The sequence below is a fragment of the Mesorhizobium sp. M0410 genome, from assembly GCF_040321435.1.
Lineage (GTDB): Bacteria > Pseudomonadota > Alphaproteobacteria > Rhizobiales > Rhizobiaceae > Mesorhizobium.
Map to the genome: position 1 here is coordinate 92,120 of NZ_JAMYRN010000013.1, position 14,322 is coordinate 106,441.

General features: G+C 63.6%; 17 protein-coding genes. 8 read left to right on the plus strand and 9 right to left on the minus strand.

The window, feature by feature from the left end:
• Nucleotides 1-42: 42 nt before the first annotated feature.
• Genes NKI63_RS20145 through NKI63_RS20165 form a run of 5 tightly spaced genes read right to left on the minus strand, consistent with a single transcriptional unit; the run spans nucleotide 43 to nucleotide 4,754 of the window.
• Nucleotides 43-1,335, minus strand: coding sequence for an NAD(P)/FAD-dependent oxidoreductase (locus tag NKI63_RS20145; protein ID WP_352823055.1), 1,293 nt, complete (start codon nucleotides 1,333-1,335; stop codon nucleotides 43-45).
• Entirely contained in the window at nucleotides 1,332-2,309 is a 978-nt protein-coding gene (locus NKI63_RS20150; RefSeq protein WP_352823128.1) for a branched-chain amino acid ABC transporter permease, read from the minus strand. The genes NKI63_RS20145 and NKI63_RS20150 overlap by 4 nt, the downstream gene beginning before the upstream one ends.
• Nucleotides 2,306-3,214 (minus strand): branched-chain amino acid ABC transporter permease, encoded by a 909-nt coding sequence (locus tag NKI63_RS20155; RefSeq protein ID WP_352502972.1) that lies wholly within the window; start codon nucleotides 3,212-3,214, stop codon nucleotides 2,306-2,308. Before NKI63_RS20155 ends, NKI63_RS20150 begins: the two co-directional genes overlap by 4 nt.
• Nucleotides 3,211-3,960, minus strand: a complete 750-nt coding sequence (locus NKI63_RS20160; RefSeq protein WP_352823058.1) for an ABC transporter ATP-binding protein — start codon at nucleotides 3,958-3,960, stop codon at nucleotides 3,211-3,213. Before NKI63_RS20160 ends, NKI63_RS20155 begins: the two co-directional genes overlap by 4 nt.
• Nucleotides 3,957-4,754, minus strand: coding sequence for an ABC transporter ATP-binding protein (locus NKI63_RS20165; protein WP_352823060.1), 798 nt, complete (start codon nucleotides 4,752-4,754; stop codon nucleotides 3,957-3,959). Before NKI63_RS20165 ends, NKI63_RS20160 begins: the two co-directional genes overlap by 4 nt.
• A 125-nt stretch (nucleotides 4,755-4,879) precedes the next feature.
• Here NKI63_RS20165 and NKI63_RS20170 point away from each other — a divergent pair, with 125 nt between their 5' ends.
• From NKI63_RS20170 to NKI63_RS20195, 6 genes are read left to right on the plus strand one after another with little or no spacing between them, the layout of a single operon-like run.
• On the plus strand, nucleotides 4,880-5,617 hold the full coding sequence (locus NKI63_RS20170; protein WP_352502975.1) for a GntR family transcriptional regulator: 738 nt from the start codon (nucleotides 4,880-4,882) through the stop codon (nucleotides 5,615-5,617).
• Nucleotides 5,614-6,102, plus strand: a complete 489-nt coding sequence (locus NKI63_RS20175) for a DUF3830 family protein (RefSeq protein ID WP_352823063.1) — start codon at nucleotides 5,614-5,616, stop codon at nucleotides 6,100-6,102. Before NKI63_RS20170 ends, NKI63_RS20175 begins: the two co-directional genes overlap by 4 nt.
• The gene (locus NKI63_RS20180; RefSeq protein WP_352472221.1) at nucleotides 6,103-6,462 is read left to right on the plus strand and encodes a TIGR04076 family protein; all 360 of its coding nucleotides are present in this window, start codon (nucleotides 6,103-6,105) and stop codon (nucleotides 6,460-6,462) included.
• Nucleotides 6,459-7,514: an aldo/keto reductase gene (locus NKI63_RS20185; RefSeq protein WP_352743893.1), complete on the plus strand. Its 1,056-nt coding sequence runs from the start codon at nucleotides 6,459-6,461 to the stop codon at nucleotides 7,512-7,514. The genes NKI63_RS20180 and NKI63_RS20185 overlap by 4 nt, the downstream gene beginning before the upstream one ends.
• Before the next feature lie 8 nt (nucleotides 7,515-7,522).
• A complete protein-coding gene (locus tag NKI63_RS20190) occupies nucleotides 7,523-7,951 on the plus strand; it encodes a DUF4440 domain-containing protein (RefSeq protein ID WP_352823066.1) in 429 nt (142 codons plus the stop codon).
• A 48-nt stretch (nucleotides 7,952-7,999) separates the two neighbouring features.
• The gene (locus NKI63_RS20195) at nucleotides 8,000-9,259 is read left to right on the plus strand and encodes an ABC transporter substrate-binding protein (RefSeq protein WP_352590317.1); all 1,260 of its coding nucleotides are present in this window, start codon (nucleotides 8,000-8,002) and stop codon (nucleotides 9,257-9,259) included.
• A gap of 72 nt (nucleotides 9,260-9,331) precedes the next feature.
• On the opposite strand, the gene NKI63_RS20200 is transcribed toward NKI63_RS20195, so the two are convergent.
• From NKI63_RS20200 to NKI63_RS20210, 3 genes are all read right to left on the minus strand, one after another.
• Nucleotides 9,332-10,249, minus strand: a complete 918-nt coding sequence (locus NKI63_RS20200; RefSeq protein ID WP_352823068.1) for a sigma-70 family RNA polymerase sigma factor — start codon at nucleotides 10,247-10,249, stop codon at nucleotides 9,332-9,334.
• A gap of 22 nt (nucleotides 10,250-10,271) precedes the next feature.
• A complete protein-coding gene (locus NKI63_RS20205) occupies nucleotides 10,272-10,811 on the minus strand; it encodes a dihydrofolate reductase family protein (protein ID WP_352505366.1) in 540 nt (179 codons plus the stop codon).
• A 139-nt stretch (nucleotides 10,812-10,950) separates the two neighbouring features.
• A complete protein-coding gene (locus NKI63_RS20210; RefSeq protein ID WP_352476516.1) occupies nucleotides 10,951-11,490 on the minus strand; it encodes an Lrp/AsnC family transcriptional regulator in 540 nt (179 codons plus the stop codon).
• Nucleotides 11,491-11,538: 48 nt separating this feature from the next.
• Here NKI63_RS20210 and NKI63_RS20215 point away from each other — a divergent pair, with 48 nt between their 5' ends.
• Together NKI63_RS20215 and NKI63_RS20220 are read left to right on the plus strand one after the other, a co-directional pair.
• Entirely contained in the window at nucleotides 11,539-12,714 is a 1,176-nt protein-coding gene (locus NKI63_RS20215; RefSeq protein WP_352688658.1) for an MFS transporter, read from the plus strand.
• A gap of 49 nt (nucleotides 12,715-12,763) precedes the next feature.
• Nucleotides 12,764-13,195: a GNAT family N-acetyltransferase gene (locus tag NKI63_RS20220; RefSeq protein ID WP_352505364.1), complete on the plus strand. Its 432-nt coding sequence runs from the start codon at nucleotides 12,764-12,766 to the stop codon at nucleotides 13,193-13,195.
• Here the strand turns inward: NKI63_RS20220 and NKI63_RS20225 are convergent.
• A complete protein-coding gene (locus NKI63_RS20225; protein ID WP_352505363.1) occupies nucleotides 13,192-14,322 on the minus strand; it encodes an anhydro-N-acetylmuramic acid kinase in 1,131 nt (376 codons plus the stop codon). The genes NKI63_RS20220 and NKI63_RS20225 overlap by 4 nt on opposite strands.

Sequence of the window (14,322 nt, forward strand, 5' to 3'; positions counted from 1 at the left end):
AGCAGTTCGGGTATCAGGACGGCGGCCGGAGACGCACGTCGATCAGCCATCCAGCCGGTCGCGCAGCATGCTCCAGGGGAGCACCATGTTTGGTGCATGCCGCATCAGGCTATGGAACGGGATCGGCGACGGCGGCGCAAACGGCAGCGGCAAATCCTGAGGCTTTATTCCATCAGCCCAATCCGCAAGCACCTTGCCCATCGCAGTGGTCATGGCGATGCCGCGTCCGTTGCACGCGAAGCCGGCGATCAGCCCGGGGCCGAGATCGACGAGGTGCGGCAGGAAGTTGGGCTCGACGGCAGCCATCCCCGACCAGCTGTATTCAAGCGGCGGGATGTCCGGGAGATCGAGATATCTGGCAAGCCGCCGCCAGATCGCCCGCGGCACCCGCGTGTCGGCACCGGGGCCAAAAACATGCATGCCGCCGGTGATCAGCCTGTTTTCGCCGTCGAAGCGGAAGGTGAAGAGATTGCGTCTTGTGTCGCCGACGCCTTGCCCGCCAGGAAGCAGGCGAGTGCGCACTTCGCGCGGCAGCGGCGCCGTCGCGATCTGGAAGATTTTCAGCGGGATGTAGGTTCGCTCAAGCGTGCGGTTCAGCGACCCGCCATAGGCGTTGGTGGCGACCAGCACCTTTCCTGCCCGTACCGAACCGGAGGCCGTCTTCAAAGCCCAACCATCGCCTATGTGATCGATCGACGCGACACGCGTATTCTCGAAGATGCGCGCTCCGGCCTTTTCCGCCGCGTCGGCCAATCCGCGCGCATGTTCGACCGGATTGAGGACGCCACCCGATCTGTCGATCCAGCCGCCGAGATAACCGCGAACGCCGGTCAGCTCTTCGACCGCCTGTCCGTCCAGCGCAACAGCCGGCCTTCCGCGCCTTGCCCATTGTTCGGCGCGCGATCTGGTCTTTTGCAAAGCGGCCGGTGAATGGGCTGGTTGTATCCAGCCGCTCTGGACGGAATCGCATTCGATGGCATGCCGCCTGATCAGGTCGAAGACGAGGTCGGCGCTCCCGGCGGCGAAATCGACAAGGCGTTCACCGCGTTCGGGGCCGAGCTGGGCAATGATATCGTCGGGGTCTCTTTTCGCGAAATTCGGCACGACGAAGCCGGCATTCCTGCCGGTTGCCCCCCAGGCGATGATTTCCGCCTCGAGGACGGCAACCGAGTTGCCTTTCTCGGCACTGTGCAGCGCGGTGGAAAGGCCTGAAAAACCGCCGCCGACAATTGCCAGATCGACATCGAGTGCGCCTTCGAGGGTGGGCCGGTCGCGGCGACTGCGGCTGACGGCATGCCAAAGGGAAACGCCGTGCGGCCCGGTCACGCCGTTCATGAGCCGCTCTCGCTCGGGGCCACGCGTCGACGTTTGCCGAACCTTGGACGCCGCGGCCTGTCGCCAAACAGGCCGTTCGGCCTGACCAGAAGGATGACGCACAGCATCACGCCGATGGCGACGATCTGCAGCGAAGCGGCGCGGGCCTGCTGTTCCGGCGAGAACAACATACTGGTCAAGGCTCCCGATCCGGCCCATATCGCCCAGACCAGGATGCTGCCGATGACGGCGCCGATGTTGCTGCCCGAGCCACCGACGATCAGCATCACCCAGACCTGGAAAGTCAGTGCCGGCAAATAATTGTCCGGGGCGATGAAGCCGGTGAAATGCGCCTGCAGCGCACCGGCAAGCGCCATGATGGCGCCACCGACGGCAAAGGCCTGGACGCGGTAGAACCGTGCGCTTTTGCCTAGGGATATCGCGGCCCGCTCATCCTCGCGAAGCGCCTTCAACACGCGCCCCCACGGGCTGCGCGACAGATGCTCCAGCGCGAGATAGACGATCAGCGTCACCACCGAGACGATCGCAAGGTTCGAAAGGTTGAACAGCAACGGCGTTTCGGCAAGGCCGCCGAACGGACGCGGAATAAAGCCGATGCCGAACGGCCCGCCGGTCAGCTTCTGGGCATTGAGCGCTACCAGTTGCACGACGACGGCGACGCCGAAAGTAGTGATCGCCAGATAGTCCGATCTCAGGCGTAGCGTGGCAATGCCGGTGATGGCGGCGGTGACGCCGCCCAACAGCATGGCGCCAAGCCAGCCGATAAGGATCGGCAGGTCGAAGCCGCCCAGGCGCGCGGCATCGTCGGGCGTGGTCAGCAGCGCCGAGGTGTAGGCGCCGATGGCAACGAAGCCGGCGACCCCGACATTGAAAAGCCCGGTCAGCCCCCATTGCAGATTGAGCCCGAGCGTGATGAGCGAAAAGATCAGCGCGGTGGTCAGGAAGAAGGCGCCGTAGCCGAGCAGATCCATCAGCGTTCCCTCACTCCGAAAAGGCCGATGGGCCGCACGAACAGCACCGCCATCAGGATGATGAACGAGACGGCTGCCCGCCATTCGGCGCCGATCAAATGCACGGCAGCCGCTTCGGCCATGCCGATGATCAGGCCGCCGAGAACGGCGCCAGGCACGCTGCCGATGCCGCCGAGGATGGCGGCCGCGAACATCGGCAGCAGCATCTCGAAACCCATGAACGGGCGGATCTGGATGAGAATGCCGATCATGACGCCGGCGACGCAGGCCAGCGCGCCGCCGATGATCCAGGTGACGCGCACCACCCTGGCGACGTCGATGCCGACGATGCGGGCAAGTGCCGCGTTCTGGCTCAATGCCTGCATCGAGCGGCCGGTCTGGGTCCGCGTCATCAGGAGATGCACGCCGAGCACCAGCACGGCGGTCAGCAGCAGCAGCGCGATCTGGTCCGGGGTGATGCGGATGCCGAAACCTATCGGCATGGCGATCTGGATCGCCCGGCTGAAATAGGTCGGACGCGAGGTGAAGATGAATTCGAGCAGGCTTCTCAGCGCCATCGAGGCGCCGAAGCTGGCCATCACCACGATGATCGCCTGGCCCTTGGCCCGCAGCCGCGCGAACAGCACCATGTCGAGCACCAGCGCCAGCAGGCCGGTGGCCGCCATGCCGATGATGAGCGCGACGATCAGCGGCCAACCGAAGGAGAGGGGCGCGATCGGCGCGATCTTGCCGAAAATCGCGCCAATGGCGCCAACCACGGCGAGCGTCGCATAGGCGCCCCAGGCCATGAAGTCGCCATGGGCGAAGTTCGAGAAGCGCAGGATCGAATAGGTGAGTGTCACGCCGATGGCGCCGAGGCCGATCATCGACCCTGCCAGCAGTCCGTCGACGACGAATTGCAGGTTCATGCCGCGCTTCCTTGTCCAAGATCGAGGCGGCGCTGGCCAAGATAGAGTTCAGCCACGACCGGGTCGTTCCAGAGCTCGGAGGCGACGCCCTGGTGCCGCTCCCTGCCCTCGACCAGCACATAGGCGCGGTCTCCAATGGCAAGCGCTGCCTTGGCGTTCTGTTCGACCAGCAGGATGGTGACGCCGGACTTTCGGATGCCGGCCAGCATCTCGAACACCGTCGCCACGAACTTCGGCGACAGGCCGGCCGACGGCTCGTCGAGCACCAGCACCTTGGGATGGACGATCAACGCCCGGGCGACAGCCAGCATCTGCCGCTGTCCACCCGACAGATTGCCCGCGGCCGTTCTGCGCTGACGGGCGAGATCGGGAAAGGCCGCATACATTTCCTCGATGCGGGCGGGGACCTCGCGCGGCCTCAGGATGCCGCAGGCGACCCTGAGATTGTCCTCGACCGACATCAGCGGGAAGATGTTCTCTGTCTGTGGCACGAAGGCAAGGCCAAGGCGGACCATGATGTGAGCGGGCGACGCCGTGATATCCTTGCCGTCCAGCAGCACCGTGCCGCCGGTGATCGGGACAAGGCCGGCGATGGCCTTGATAAGGCTCGACTTGCCGGCGCCGTTGGGACCGAGAACGACGACGATCTCGCCCTGGTCGACGGTGATCGAAGCGCCGCGCACGATCGGAACGCCAGGCTCGTAGCCGGCTTCGAGATCGCGGACATCGAGTACCTTTTGGCTCATGCCGTGCCTCCGAGGTACGCCTCGATGACGCGCGGGTCGCGCGCCACCTCCTCCGGGGTGCCTTCGCACAGAAGCTGGCCGCTCGCCATGACCAGCACGCGGTGGCAAAGCCGCGTCACCATGTCGATATTGTGCTCGATCAGCAGGAAGGTGATGCCGCGCGCATTGATGTCGCGGATGCGATCGATAATGACCTCGAGCAGGGTTGCGTTGACCCCGGCTGCCGGCTCGTCGAGCAGGATGATCGCCGGGTCGGCCATCATCACGCGGGCCAACTCGAGCAGCTTGCGCTGGCCGCCTGAAAGCACGCGCGCAGGTTCGTGCGCGAGGTGAGCGATCGTGACGAGCTCGAGCAGTTCGACGGCTCTTGTCTCGGCAGCCCTTTCTTCGGCAGCGACCCGCCGGGGCGTCAGGAAATTGGCGAGCAGTTTTTCTCCAGTCTGTCCTTGCGCGGCCAGCATGACGTTTTCGATCAGCGTCAGGTTAGGCAAGGGCCGGGGGATCTGGAACGTGCGGCCAAGGCCGCGGCCGATGCGGCGATGGGCTGCTTCCCCCGACACCGATACGCCATTGAGGAGGATTTCGCCGCTGGTCGGCAGAATGCTGCCGGCGAGCAGGTCGAACATCGTGGTCTTGCCGGCGCCGTTCGGGCCGATGAGGCCGAGTATTTCACCCGGCCGGACGTCAAACGAGACATTGTTGACCGCGACGAGGCCGCCGAAGCGCTTGACGACGTTCCTGGCCGTCAGAACCGGCGTGCGGATCTCCTCCTGCCGTTCCGTCGTGTCGCCCATGAATCCCTCAGGCCGAAAGCGATCTTCGCCGCCAATGATTTGATTTGTGATCACACTTGCTTTGATCACGCTATTCGGCTTTAATTTCTTCCGCAAGCCGAAAACGGCCAAGACCGGGATTGCCCATGCAGAAGGCCGCCATCGAAAAGAACAATGAGGTGATCGCAGCCCAGCTTACGCCGGTCGGCCGCGAGACCGTGCAGGATCGCGTCTATTCGGAGCTGCGCCGCGCCTTGATCGGCGGCCTTTTCGAGCCGAGCCAGGTGCTAACCATCCGCGGCCTCGCCGACGCGCTGGTCACAAGCACCATGCCGGTGCGCGAGGCGCTCGGACGGCTGATCACCGAGAAGGCGCTGGAGGCGCTTCCCAACCGTTCGGTGCGCGTGCCGCCGATCACGCTGGAGCGCATCGACGACCTCTTGCGGGCCCGCTCCCTGATCGAGGGCGAAGCGATCGCCCTGGCCGCCACGCGCATGAACGCGCGCCAGATTGCTTCGGTCGAGGCCATGCTCGGCGAATGGGACGAGATGCGGGCGCTGAAGCACAAGAAGGATATCGACCGCGAGGCCACGCTCAACCAGAGCTTCCACTTCGAGATCTACCGTTGCTGCGGTTCCGCCGTGCTGATCCCGATGATCGAGAGCCTGTGGTTGCAATCCGGGCCTTGCATCCGCGTTGCCATCTACGCCTTCTCCGACGCCGGCGAGGTCGATACGGCCCACTACCACCGCAGCATCGTCGCAGCGCTTGCGAGGCAGGATGCGCAAGCGGCGCGCGAGGCGCTGGTGGCCGATATCAGCCGGCCCTTCGCCTTTCTGCGCGACAAGCTCCAATCCACAAGCAAGGAAGGATTGAGGGCATGACGGCGCCTGGCATCAGCATCACCGAGCCACGCTCGAAGCTTTCCGTGACCGCGCTTCTGTTGCCTGAAAAGGCGCCCGACAACGCCGCCTTCCTGGTGGCGTATCTCGAGCAGCCGCGCGTCGTTTCCGGCATCCATGCTATGTGGACGGGGCCGGAAATCTCCTGCCCGGTTCCATCAGCCGAACTTGAGGGCCAAACCTATGCCAGGCCCTTGCCGGCGGAGAACGCAACGCTGACGCCGCAGCCGGGCGACATCGTGTTGTCCTACGTGCCGCCGCGCATGTGGGGCGGCAACCCGAATGCCATCTTTGACGTCGGCCTGTTCTACGGAGCGGGTGCACGCCTGCTGTTCCCGATCGGCTGGCTTGCCGGAAGCGTCGTCGCGCAGGTGGTGCCTGAGGATCGCGACAAATTCGCAGCCGCTTGTGGCGTGATCCGCCGCAACGGTGCCTGCGACATCACCTTCACCCGGGTGGAGATCTGAATGGCTGAGACCGACGACAGTTTTGAGCTCTTCGACCTTCGTGTCGAGGCGGTTATCCCCGAGGGCAAGCCGATCTATTGCGGCGCCAAGCCCGGCGACTATTTCGAGTTGAAGGGCGAGATGCTGTCGATGCCGGCGGGGCAAGGTTTCTCGATCTATTCCATTGCGGCAGTGTTGCCGCTTCTGGCCGCAAAGCAGCGCCCGACCCACAGGAACGACTGGATGACGTCGGACGCCGAGATCGCTTGTCCGGATCCCAATTGTGCCAGCCGGCTGAGGATCGTCAGGACCGGCAAGCGGCGGTTCAGCCATGCCGAAACGACGGCGGTGCCGCTGCCGAAGGAGAATGACCGGAGATGACCGCCAAGGCTTTCGAGCTCAGCCCCGGCTATACGATCTCGCGCGTTATTCGCGGCGGCTGGCAGCTTGCCGGCGGGCACGGCGCGATCGACCGCCAACAGGCGGTAACCGACCTGATCGCCACCTTCGACGCCGGCATCAGGACCTATGATTGCGCCGATATCTATACCGGTGTCGAGGAGCTGATCGGCGCGGCACGCCTGCGCCTTGCCAATGAGCGTGGCCTTGATGCTGCCGCCAAAATGAAGGTGCACACCAAGCTGGTGCCTGACCTGGAGAGGCTTTCCAATATCAGCCGCGACTACATCAGAGGCATCGTCGAGCAGTCGCTGCGGCGGCTGAAGACCGAGCGGCTCGATCTCGTGCAGTTCCACTGGTGGGACTATGCGCTGCCCGGCTACGTCGAAGCGATGGGCTGGCTCAACGAAATCCGCAGGGAAGGCAAGGTGCGCAACATCGGCACCACGAACTTCGACACGCCGCGGTTGGCAGAGATCCTGGCGGCCGGTGTGCCGCTGGTCAGCCAGCAATTGCAATACTCGGTGCTCGACCAGCGGCCAGCCAACAGCCTTGCAGCGCTCGCCAGCCGGCACGGCGTCAGTTTCCTCTGCTACGGTTCGGTGGCGGGCGGCTTCCTCAGCGAAAAATGGCTTGGCGCTGCCGAGCCGCAGACGCCGCTCGAAAACCGATCGCTGGTCAAATACAAGCTGATCATTGACGACTTTGGTGGCTGGGAGCTTTTCCAGGAGTTGCTTCGCACACTGAAGGCCGTCGCCGACCGCCACGGCGTCGATATCGCCACCATCGCCAGCGCCTGGGTGCTGGAGCAGCCGCAAGTGGCGGCCGTCATCGTCGGCGCCCGCAACCAGGCGCACGCCCTTGCCAATGCCAGAATCATGGACGTCGCGCTCGATGCCGACGACCGGGCGAGGATCGCTGCCGTGATCGCGCAAAGCCGTGGGCCGCTGGGCGACGTCTACACTTTGGAACGCGACCGTCACGGCCGCCACGGCTCGATCATGCATTACAATTTGAATGCAGGCAGGAAATGAACGCGGCCATGGACGAAAAGCCCTCCTTGCTTTCCCGCGCCAGCGCCGAGGTGGTCGATCTCCACCGCTTCTTCGTCGACTGGTTCAATGCGGCGAGTGCGGACAATTCAGATTTCATGCGCTTCGAACGCGTCATGGGCGAAGGCTTCTGCATGGTTGTGCCGGATGGCCAGGTCCTCGATCGTGACGCGGTGCTCGACCATGTCAGGGCAAGCCGCGCCACATGTGACGGCCATTTCACCATCTCGATCGAGGAAATCAGGGCCGGCTGGCAACAAGGCGACACGATCGTCGTCAGCTACATCGAAGCGCAGCAGCGCGCCGGCAAACATAGCCGCCGCCGCTCGAGTGCCGTTTTCACCACCAGTTCATCGGCGCGCAACGGCGTCGAATGGCGACATCTGCATGAAACCTGGCTGCAGATGCCGGAAGGCTGAACAGGCTCAAGACATCAATGAGAGTCGTGCAACGAAAGGGGAACAACAATGAAAAAGACCATACTTCAGATCACCACCGCGCTCGCTCTGCTGACAGCGGCCGGCGCAGCGCAAGCCGCCGATTGCAAGATCACCGTCGGCCTCGTCATGGAACTGACAGGCCCGGCTGGCGAGTACGGCCAGGCCGGCGCCAAATCGGTCGAGATGGCCTTCCGCGACATCAACGATGCGGGCGGCGTCCGCGGCTGCGATCTCGCGACCGACACGCGCGACAGCCAGAGCCAGGGCAACATTGCGGTCGACGCCGCAACCCAGCTCGTGCAGGTCAAGAAGGTGCCGGTGATCATAGGCGGCATCATCTCCTCTGTGTCGATCCCGATCCTGACCTCGGTCACCGCGCCGGCCAAGATCGTCCAGGTGTCGCCGGCTTCGTCGTCGCCGACGCTGACGGCGCTCGGGCGCGACGGCAAGACCAACGGCATCTTTTTCCGCACCATCACCTCGGACGCTCTGCAGGGCGTCGCCGCCGCCAAATATGCCATCGACAAGGGCTTCAAGAAGCTGTCGGTCATCCACGTCAACAACGACTTCGGCGTCAACATGGTGGCGGAATTCTCGCGTGCCTATAAGGCGCTCGGTGGCACCATCGTCTCCGACACGCCTTACAATGAAAAGCAGTCGAGCTATGCCTCGGAGGTAACCGCGGCCATGGCCGGCGAACCGGACGGGCTTTACCTCGTCAGCACGCCTGTCGATGGCGCAACCATCGCCCGTACCTGGATTTCGCAGGGCGGTGTCCAGAAATTCCTGCTCAATGACGGCATGAACAGCCCGGATTTCATCGAATCCGTCGGCGCCGACTATTTGAAGGATGCCTATGGCACTTCCTCGGGCACCAGCCCGACCGCATCGACCGAATATTTCACCAAGAACTACAAGGAATTTTCGGGCATTGAGCCGTCGAACCCGGCGGCCGACCGGTCCTATGATGCCGGCGCCATTGTCGGCTTGGCTATCGCGATTGCCGGCTCCGAGGATCCGGCCAAGATCAAGGACGCGATGTACAAGGCGGTCGATCCGGCCGGCACGCCGATCTATGCCGGCAAGGACGAGTTCGCCAAGGCGCTCGGCCTGATCAAGGACGGCAAGCCGATCCGCTACGAAGGCGTCATCGGCCCTGTAGCCTTCGATAAGTACGGCGACATCACCGGCCCGTTCCGGCTCTGGAAGATCGTCGACGGCAAGGTGACGACCGATGGCGAAATGACGACGGATGACGTCAACGCCTTGCAGGCGAAGCTTCAGTAAGCCCCCTATGTCTTGTCCGGCATTGATCCCATTTCATTGAGGTTGATGCCGGACACTTGCATGTCCTGTTGGTTAGGCCGGCCTGGAAACGACCACCGCACCAGCCGTCGGCATGATCCAGCGGCAGGCATAATAATCGGTGATGCGATTTATGGTCCCGCCAGCGGCTTCGATCCGAACCGGATGGGCCGGCTTCCAACCGTCTTCGCCATGGTGGAGCACGAGCAGCACCGCCTCGCCATCGATCATGCCAATCGCCATTTTCCAGGCCGTCGAGGCTCTTTCATATTCGACGAAGTAAGGTGATTCCGACAGCCTGCCCTTGAAGCAATCCGCGACCCGCAATTGTGCGTCGGCGCTGGTCAACGCCCGAACCCCGTCCCAGTCGCGGCGGTTGAACAGTTCGACATAGCGGCTGAGCAATTCCAGAAGTTCCGGATCGCGTTGGGGCTCCGAACGCACGATTGGCTCGCCTGACAAGGCGCCCAATTTGGAGCGGCCACGGCCCAACGCGGCCTTGACGCCACCCACGGTCGAGCCGACGAGATCGGCGATCTCTTCCAGCGAATAGTCGAAGACGTCCTTGAGCAGGACGCAGGCGCTTTCCTTGGGCGGCAGGTGGATCACCAGCCGTTCCATCGCGCGATCCGCGCCCTTGCCCGCCGGCTCGACCGGCAGGATGATCTCGTCTTCGACGAAATTGGCCTCCGCATGCTGACGCACCTGCCGGCTTCGCAGGAAATCGATGCAGCGATTATGTGCAATGCGAAACAGCCAGGGGCGAAGAGCAGTCGCATCGTCCAGCTTCTCGATCTTCCGATAGGCCTCGAACAGCGCCTCTTGCATCACGTCTTCGGCGTCGAGCGTCGAACCGGTCATACGTGCACAGTAGCGGTGCAGCCGTCCACGCAAATGCGCGACTGTCTCCAGGAAGCCGGCGTAGCGGACGTCGAAAAGCCCGGTCGGGTCAAGTCTTGGCTGCATCTTCATCGGCATTCAATTCGGCGGCGGATCACAGCGGGACATAGGTCAGCGTAATGACCCCGTTCTTGAAACGGTGCGTATCTATAAGCTCCAGCTTGACCAGGGACGGGTCGACATCCTGGAAAGCGCGTTTGCCATGCCCGACGCGGGTCGGCACGATCGAGAGTTGATACTCGTCGACAAGCCTGTTGGCGAGCAGCGTCTGGTCGAGATTGCTCACTCCATACTTCAATATGTTGCCGCCGGTTTGCTGCTTGATCCTGGCGATTTCGGCAGCGACGTCGCCTTCGATCAGCGACGCGTTCCAGCTCACTGCCTTGAGGCTGCGCGAAGCGACGAGCTTGTTCAGCCCGTTCATGCGGTCCATGTACTTGCTGCCTTTGACCTGCGGCCAACGCGCCGAAAACATTTCATAGGTGATGCGGCCGAGCAGGAAAAAATCCGCCTCGCCGGCCTTTTCATATGAGTGTTCCTTCATCTCCTCGTCGAAGAAGGGCGAGGCCCATTCCATTGGTGCTTCGATGACGCCGTCCAGCGAAATGAAGCTGCCTACGATTAATTTTCTCATCGCGTGTCTCCGGTTGCGCAACAGGCATTCCGTCGGATCCAAAAACCGGCGCAAACGAACCGGCCCGACGGATGACCACAGGATGCAGTGCCTAAGACGTTTCCGGTTCGACGTTGGATACGCGTGAGGATCGTATGAGCTAATAAAGCGGCTTGGCCATGTGCCGGGGGGTCGGCCATTCCGTCGTTATCCCCGGCTGCACCGGCCGCTCGAGATAGGTCGACAGCACGACGTAGCTTCGGGTCGAGGTGACACCAGGCGTTTCGTAGAGGCGCGACAACAGGCCTTCGAGTGCCCGCGTGTCCTCGGTGCGGACCTTGATCAGCATGCATGTGTCGCCGGCCACCGAATGAATCTCCTCGACTTCGGGGTGTTCGGAGATTGCCATCAGCTCCGGCGTCTTGCCCCACCCCTTGGTGTCGATATGGACGAAGGCAAGCAGCGGCTTGTGCACCGCTTTTGGATCGATGATGATCGCGGTGTTGCGGATGGCACCGCTGCGCCGCAGGCGCTTGACGCGTTCATGGGCTGCCGGCGGTGAAAGGCCGACGCGGTCGCCGAGCTCGGCATAGCTGATCGTGGCGTCGTCGACCAGAACGCTTAATATTTTTCGGTCGATTGCATCGATATCGCGGGCGGCAGGCCTGTTCTGCGGAATGCCATCTGTTTCTTCATCCATAATGAAATTCCCTATTGATGCAGAATTTAGTACGGCCAATATCGCCATATGTCGAACAATGATCAAGTCGCAACATTTACGGCAAGGCCGCCTATCCCGGCGCTCGCTTACCTCCTCACCGGATGCATTGCCGTGATCGGCTCGAACTCGCTGGTGCTCGGTCCGATCGCACCGGCGGTTGCCGCGTCCTTCGGCACAAGCGTGCCGGCGGTTATGATCGCGTCCGCCGCGTTCGGGCTCGGTACGTCGGCGAGCGCTTTGTTCCTGGCGCGCTATATCGACCGGCTTGGTGCCCGCCGCATGCTGCAAGGAGCGTTGCTGCTGCTGGCGATAGCGCTCGTCGCCAGCGCTGCTGCGCCGACGGTGACGGCGCTGGTCGCGGCCCAGCTTCTCGCCGGCATCGCTGCAGGTGTCGCCATGCCGGCAATCTACGCCAGCTCCGCCGCGATTGCACCGCCCGGCCGCGAAAGCGGCACCATAGGCGTCGTGCTGACCGGCTGGACGCTGAGCATGATCGCCGGGGTTTCGCTGTCGGCCGTACTTGCCGACCTGGTGCATTGGCGCGCCGTTTTCGCGGCGGTCGCGGTGCTCTCAGCACTCGCATTGGCAAGCCTGACGCTGACGTCGCTGAGCGATGTCAGGAAGAGCGGCCCGGCGCCGACGCCGCTGGGCGCTTTGAGCGTCCCCGGCATAGTGCCGCTTCTGGTTGCCTGCGCCGCATTCATGACCGCGTTCTACGGTGTCTATGGCTATCTTGGCGATCACCTTCACAATGGCTTGGGACGGCCGGTCAGCGCCAACGGGCTGGCCGCGCTCGCTTATGGCGCCGGATTTGGCGCGGCGGCACTTCTTGACGGCGTTATCGACCGCCTGGGCGCGCGGCGTGTCATGCCATTTGCCTACCTGCTCGTCGCGGCCGTCTATGTCGCGATTGCCGCGGCGAGCAGTAGTTTCCATCTGACCATAGCGATGATAGCCGTCTGGGGCCTTGCCAATCATTTCGGCCTGAATGTCCTGGTGATGCGCCTGTCCGCGCTCGATCCTGCGCGGCGCGGCACGATCATGGGCTTGAACAGCGCGGTGACCTATCTCGCGGTGTTCGTCGGCACCACGGCGTTCGGACCGCTTTATTCCACATTCGGTTTTGCGGCGTCGGCGGTGGTTGCAGCCCTGCTCATGCTGATCGCTGCTGTGGCAGCCGCGTGGCGTTCGCCGAAGCTATAGCGCAGCAAGGCTTGCGTCTCGGCCCCGTCCATCGATAGATGCTTGGTGGATGGACAATACAACGCTTGAGACAACCGCCGATCCCTTGCCGCACGAGCTGGCTTTTCTCGGAGAGCGGCTTGCTGCGTTCAACGACAGTGATGTCGGCGCCTCCCGCAGGAAGGCAATGGCCGTGTTCGTGCGCGATGAGCACGGCGTAATTGTCGCCGGCATCTCGGGATACACCGCCTGGGGCTGGCTCTATGTGCAATGGCTCTGGGTCGATGAAAAACTGCGCGGCCACGGCATGGCCGGCAGGATGCTCGAGGCGGCCGAGAGGGAGGCGATCGCGCGCGACTGTCACGGCGCCTGGATCGACACGTTCAATCCCAAGGCGGCCAAGGCCTATGAGCGCCACGGCTACCGGCCGTTCGGTGCGCTCGCCGACTTTCCCATTGGCCGCAGCCGCATCTTCTTACAGAAGAACCTGAAACACGATTAGCCGGCGAGCCGCCCTCCGCGCATCGGCTGCGGCACGCCGGTCGTGCTGGGGAAGCTGATCGGCAAGCCCCTAAGCACGCGCACTGCCAGGAAGGCAAAGCACTCCGCCTCCACCGCATCGCCCTTCCAGCCCAGCGCCTCGGCCGGAACCGCTTCGACGCCGGCGCGGCTGGCAAGCATGGCCATGATCGTTGGATTGTGGCGACCGCCGCCGCTGACCACCAGCCGCTTCGGCCGGTGCGGCAGAAGATCGAGCGCTTTGGCGACGGCGGCCGCGGTGAAGGCCGTCAGCAGGGCTGCCCCATCCGCGGCGTTCATTCCGTCCGCCATCGAGGCGCCGAAATCGAAACGGTCCAGCGATTTCGGGTAGGGTTTGGTCAAGTAAGGGTGCTGCAGGAGCTTGGCCAGCCGCGTCTCGTCGACCGTCCCGGCGCGGGCCAACGCGCCGTCGCGGTCCATTTCGCCAAGCCCCTTCGACTTGATGAAGTCGTTCAGCGGCGCGTTGGCCGGTCCGGTATCGAAGGCGACGACATTGTCCTTGCCGTCCCACCAGGTGATGTTGGCGACGCCACCGAGATTGAGCACTGCCGTGTCTCCACTGGCATCAGCGTCGCGCAGCAGCGCGGCGTGATAGGCGGCAGAGAGCGGCGCACCTTGGCCGCCGGCGCGCATGTCGGCCGAGCGGAAGTCATAGGCGACCCTGGTGCCAAGGATCGCATGCATCAGCTCGCCGTCGCCGAGCTGGCGGGTCTGGCCCAGCCGGCCCACTTGCGGGGCACGGTGCAGCACGGTCTGGCCATGGAAGCCGACGACGCCGATATCGGCCATGGTCAGGCCGTGACTTTCGACAAGATCCCTGACCGCGGCGGATTGGGCGCGCGTCAGTGCCTCCTCTGCCTCACGAAAAATCGCCGGTTCCGGTCCGGTGAAATTCCAGATCCTGGCCTGGCGCAACGTCTCCTCCAACAGGCTGCGGATCGACCTGGGGTAAGGCGCCAGCGTGTAGGTGCCGAAATCCGCGATCCGTTCGCCGTCGGTCTTGATCAGCGCGACGTCGATATTACCGTCCAGCACGGTGCCGGTCATCAGGCCGACAGCCCACATTGGTGCGCCATTTTTAGCAATCAT

Excerpts from the sequence above, each read along its gene's own strand:
- NKI63_RS20145 (WP_352823055.1), bottom strand. The coding sequence starts at position 1,335 with ATGAACGGCGTGACCGGGCCGCACGGCGTTTCCCTTTGGCATGCCGTC.
- NKI63_RS20155 (WP_352502972.1), bottom strand. The coding sequence starts at position 3,214 with ATGAACCTGCAATTCGTCGTCGACGGACTGCTGGCAGGGTCGATGATC.
- NKI63_RS20160 (WP_352823058.1), bottom strand. The coding sequence starts at position 3,960 with ATGAGCCAAAAGGTACTCGATGTCCGCGATCTCGAAGCCGGCTACGAG.
- NKI63_RS20165 (WP_352823060.1), bottom strand. The coding sequence starts at position 4,754 with ATGGGCGACACGACGGAACGGCAGGAGGAGATCCGCACGCCGGTTCTG.
- NKI63_RS20170 (WP_352502975.1), top strand. The coding sequence starts at position 4,880 with ATGCAGAAGGCCGCCATCGAAAAGAACAATGAGGTGATCGCAGCCCAG.
- NKI63_RS20175 (WP_352823063.1), top strand. The coding sequence starts at position 5,614 with ATGACGGCGCCTGGCATCAGCATCACCGAGCCACGCTCGAAGCTTTCC.
- NKI63_RS20180 (WP_352472221.1), top strand. The coding sequence starts at position 6,103 with ATGGCTGAGACCGACGACAGTTTTGAGCTCTTCGACCTTCGTGTCGAG.
- NKI63_RS20185 (WP_352743893.1), top strand. The coding sequence starts at position 6,459 with ATGACCGCCAAGGCTTTCGAGCTCAGCCCCGGCTATACGATCTCGCGC.
- NKI63_RS20190 (WP_352823066.1), top strand. The coding sequence starts at position 7,523 with ATGGACGAAAAGCCCTCCTTGCTTTCCCGCGCCAGCGCCGAGGTGGTC.
- NKI63_RS20195 (WP_352590317.1), top strand. The coding sequence starts at position 8,000 with ATGAAAAAGACCATACTTCAGATCACCACCGCGCTCGCTCTGCTGACA.
- NKI63_RS20200 (WP_352823068.1), bottom strand. The coding sequence starts at position 10,249 with ATGAAGATGCAGCCAAGACTTGACCCGACCGGGCTTTTCGACGTCCGC.
- NKI63_RS20205 (WP_352505366.1), bottom strand. The coding sequence starts at position 10,811 with ATGAGAAAATTAATCGTAGGCAGCTTCATTTCGCTGGACGGCGTCATC.
- NKI63_RS20210 (WP_352476516.1), bottom strand. The coding sequence starts at position 11,490 with ATGGATGAAGAAACAGATGGCATTCCGCAGAACAGGCCTGCCGCCCGC.
- NKI63_RS20215 (WP_352688658.1), top strand. The coding sequence starts at position 11,539 with ATGTCGAACAATGATCAAGTCGCAACATTTACGGCAAGGCCGCCTATC.
- NKI63_RS20220 (WP_352505364.1), top strand. The coding sequence starts at position 12,764 with ATGGACAATACAACGCTTGAGACAACCGCCGATCCCTTGCCGCACGAG.
- NKI63_RS20225 (WP_352505363.1), bottom strand. The coding sequence starts at position 14,322 with ATGATTGCTAAAAATGGCGCACCAATGTGGGCTGTCGGCCTGATGACC.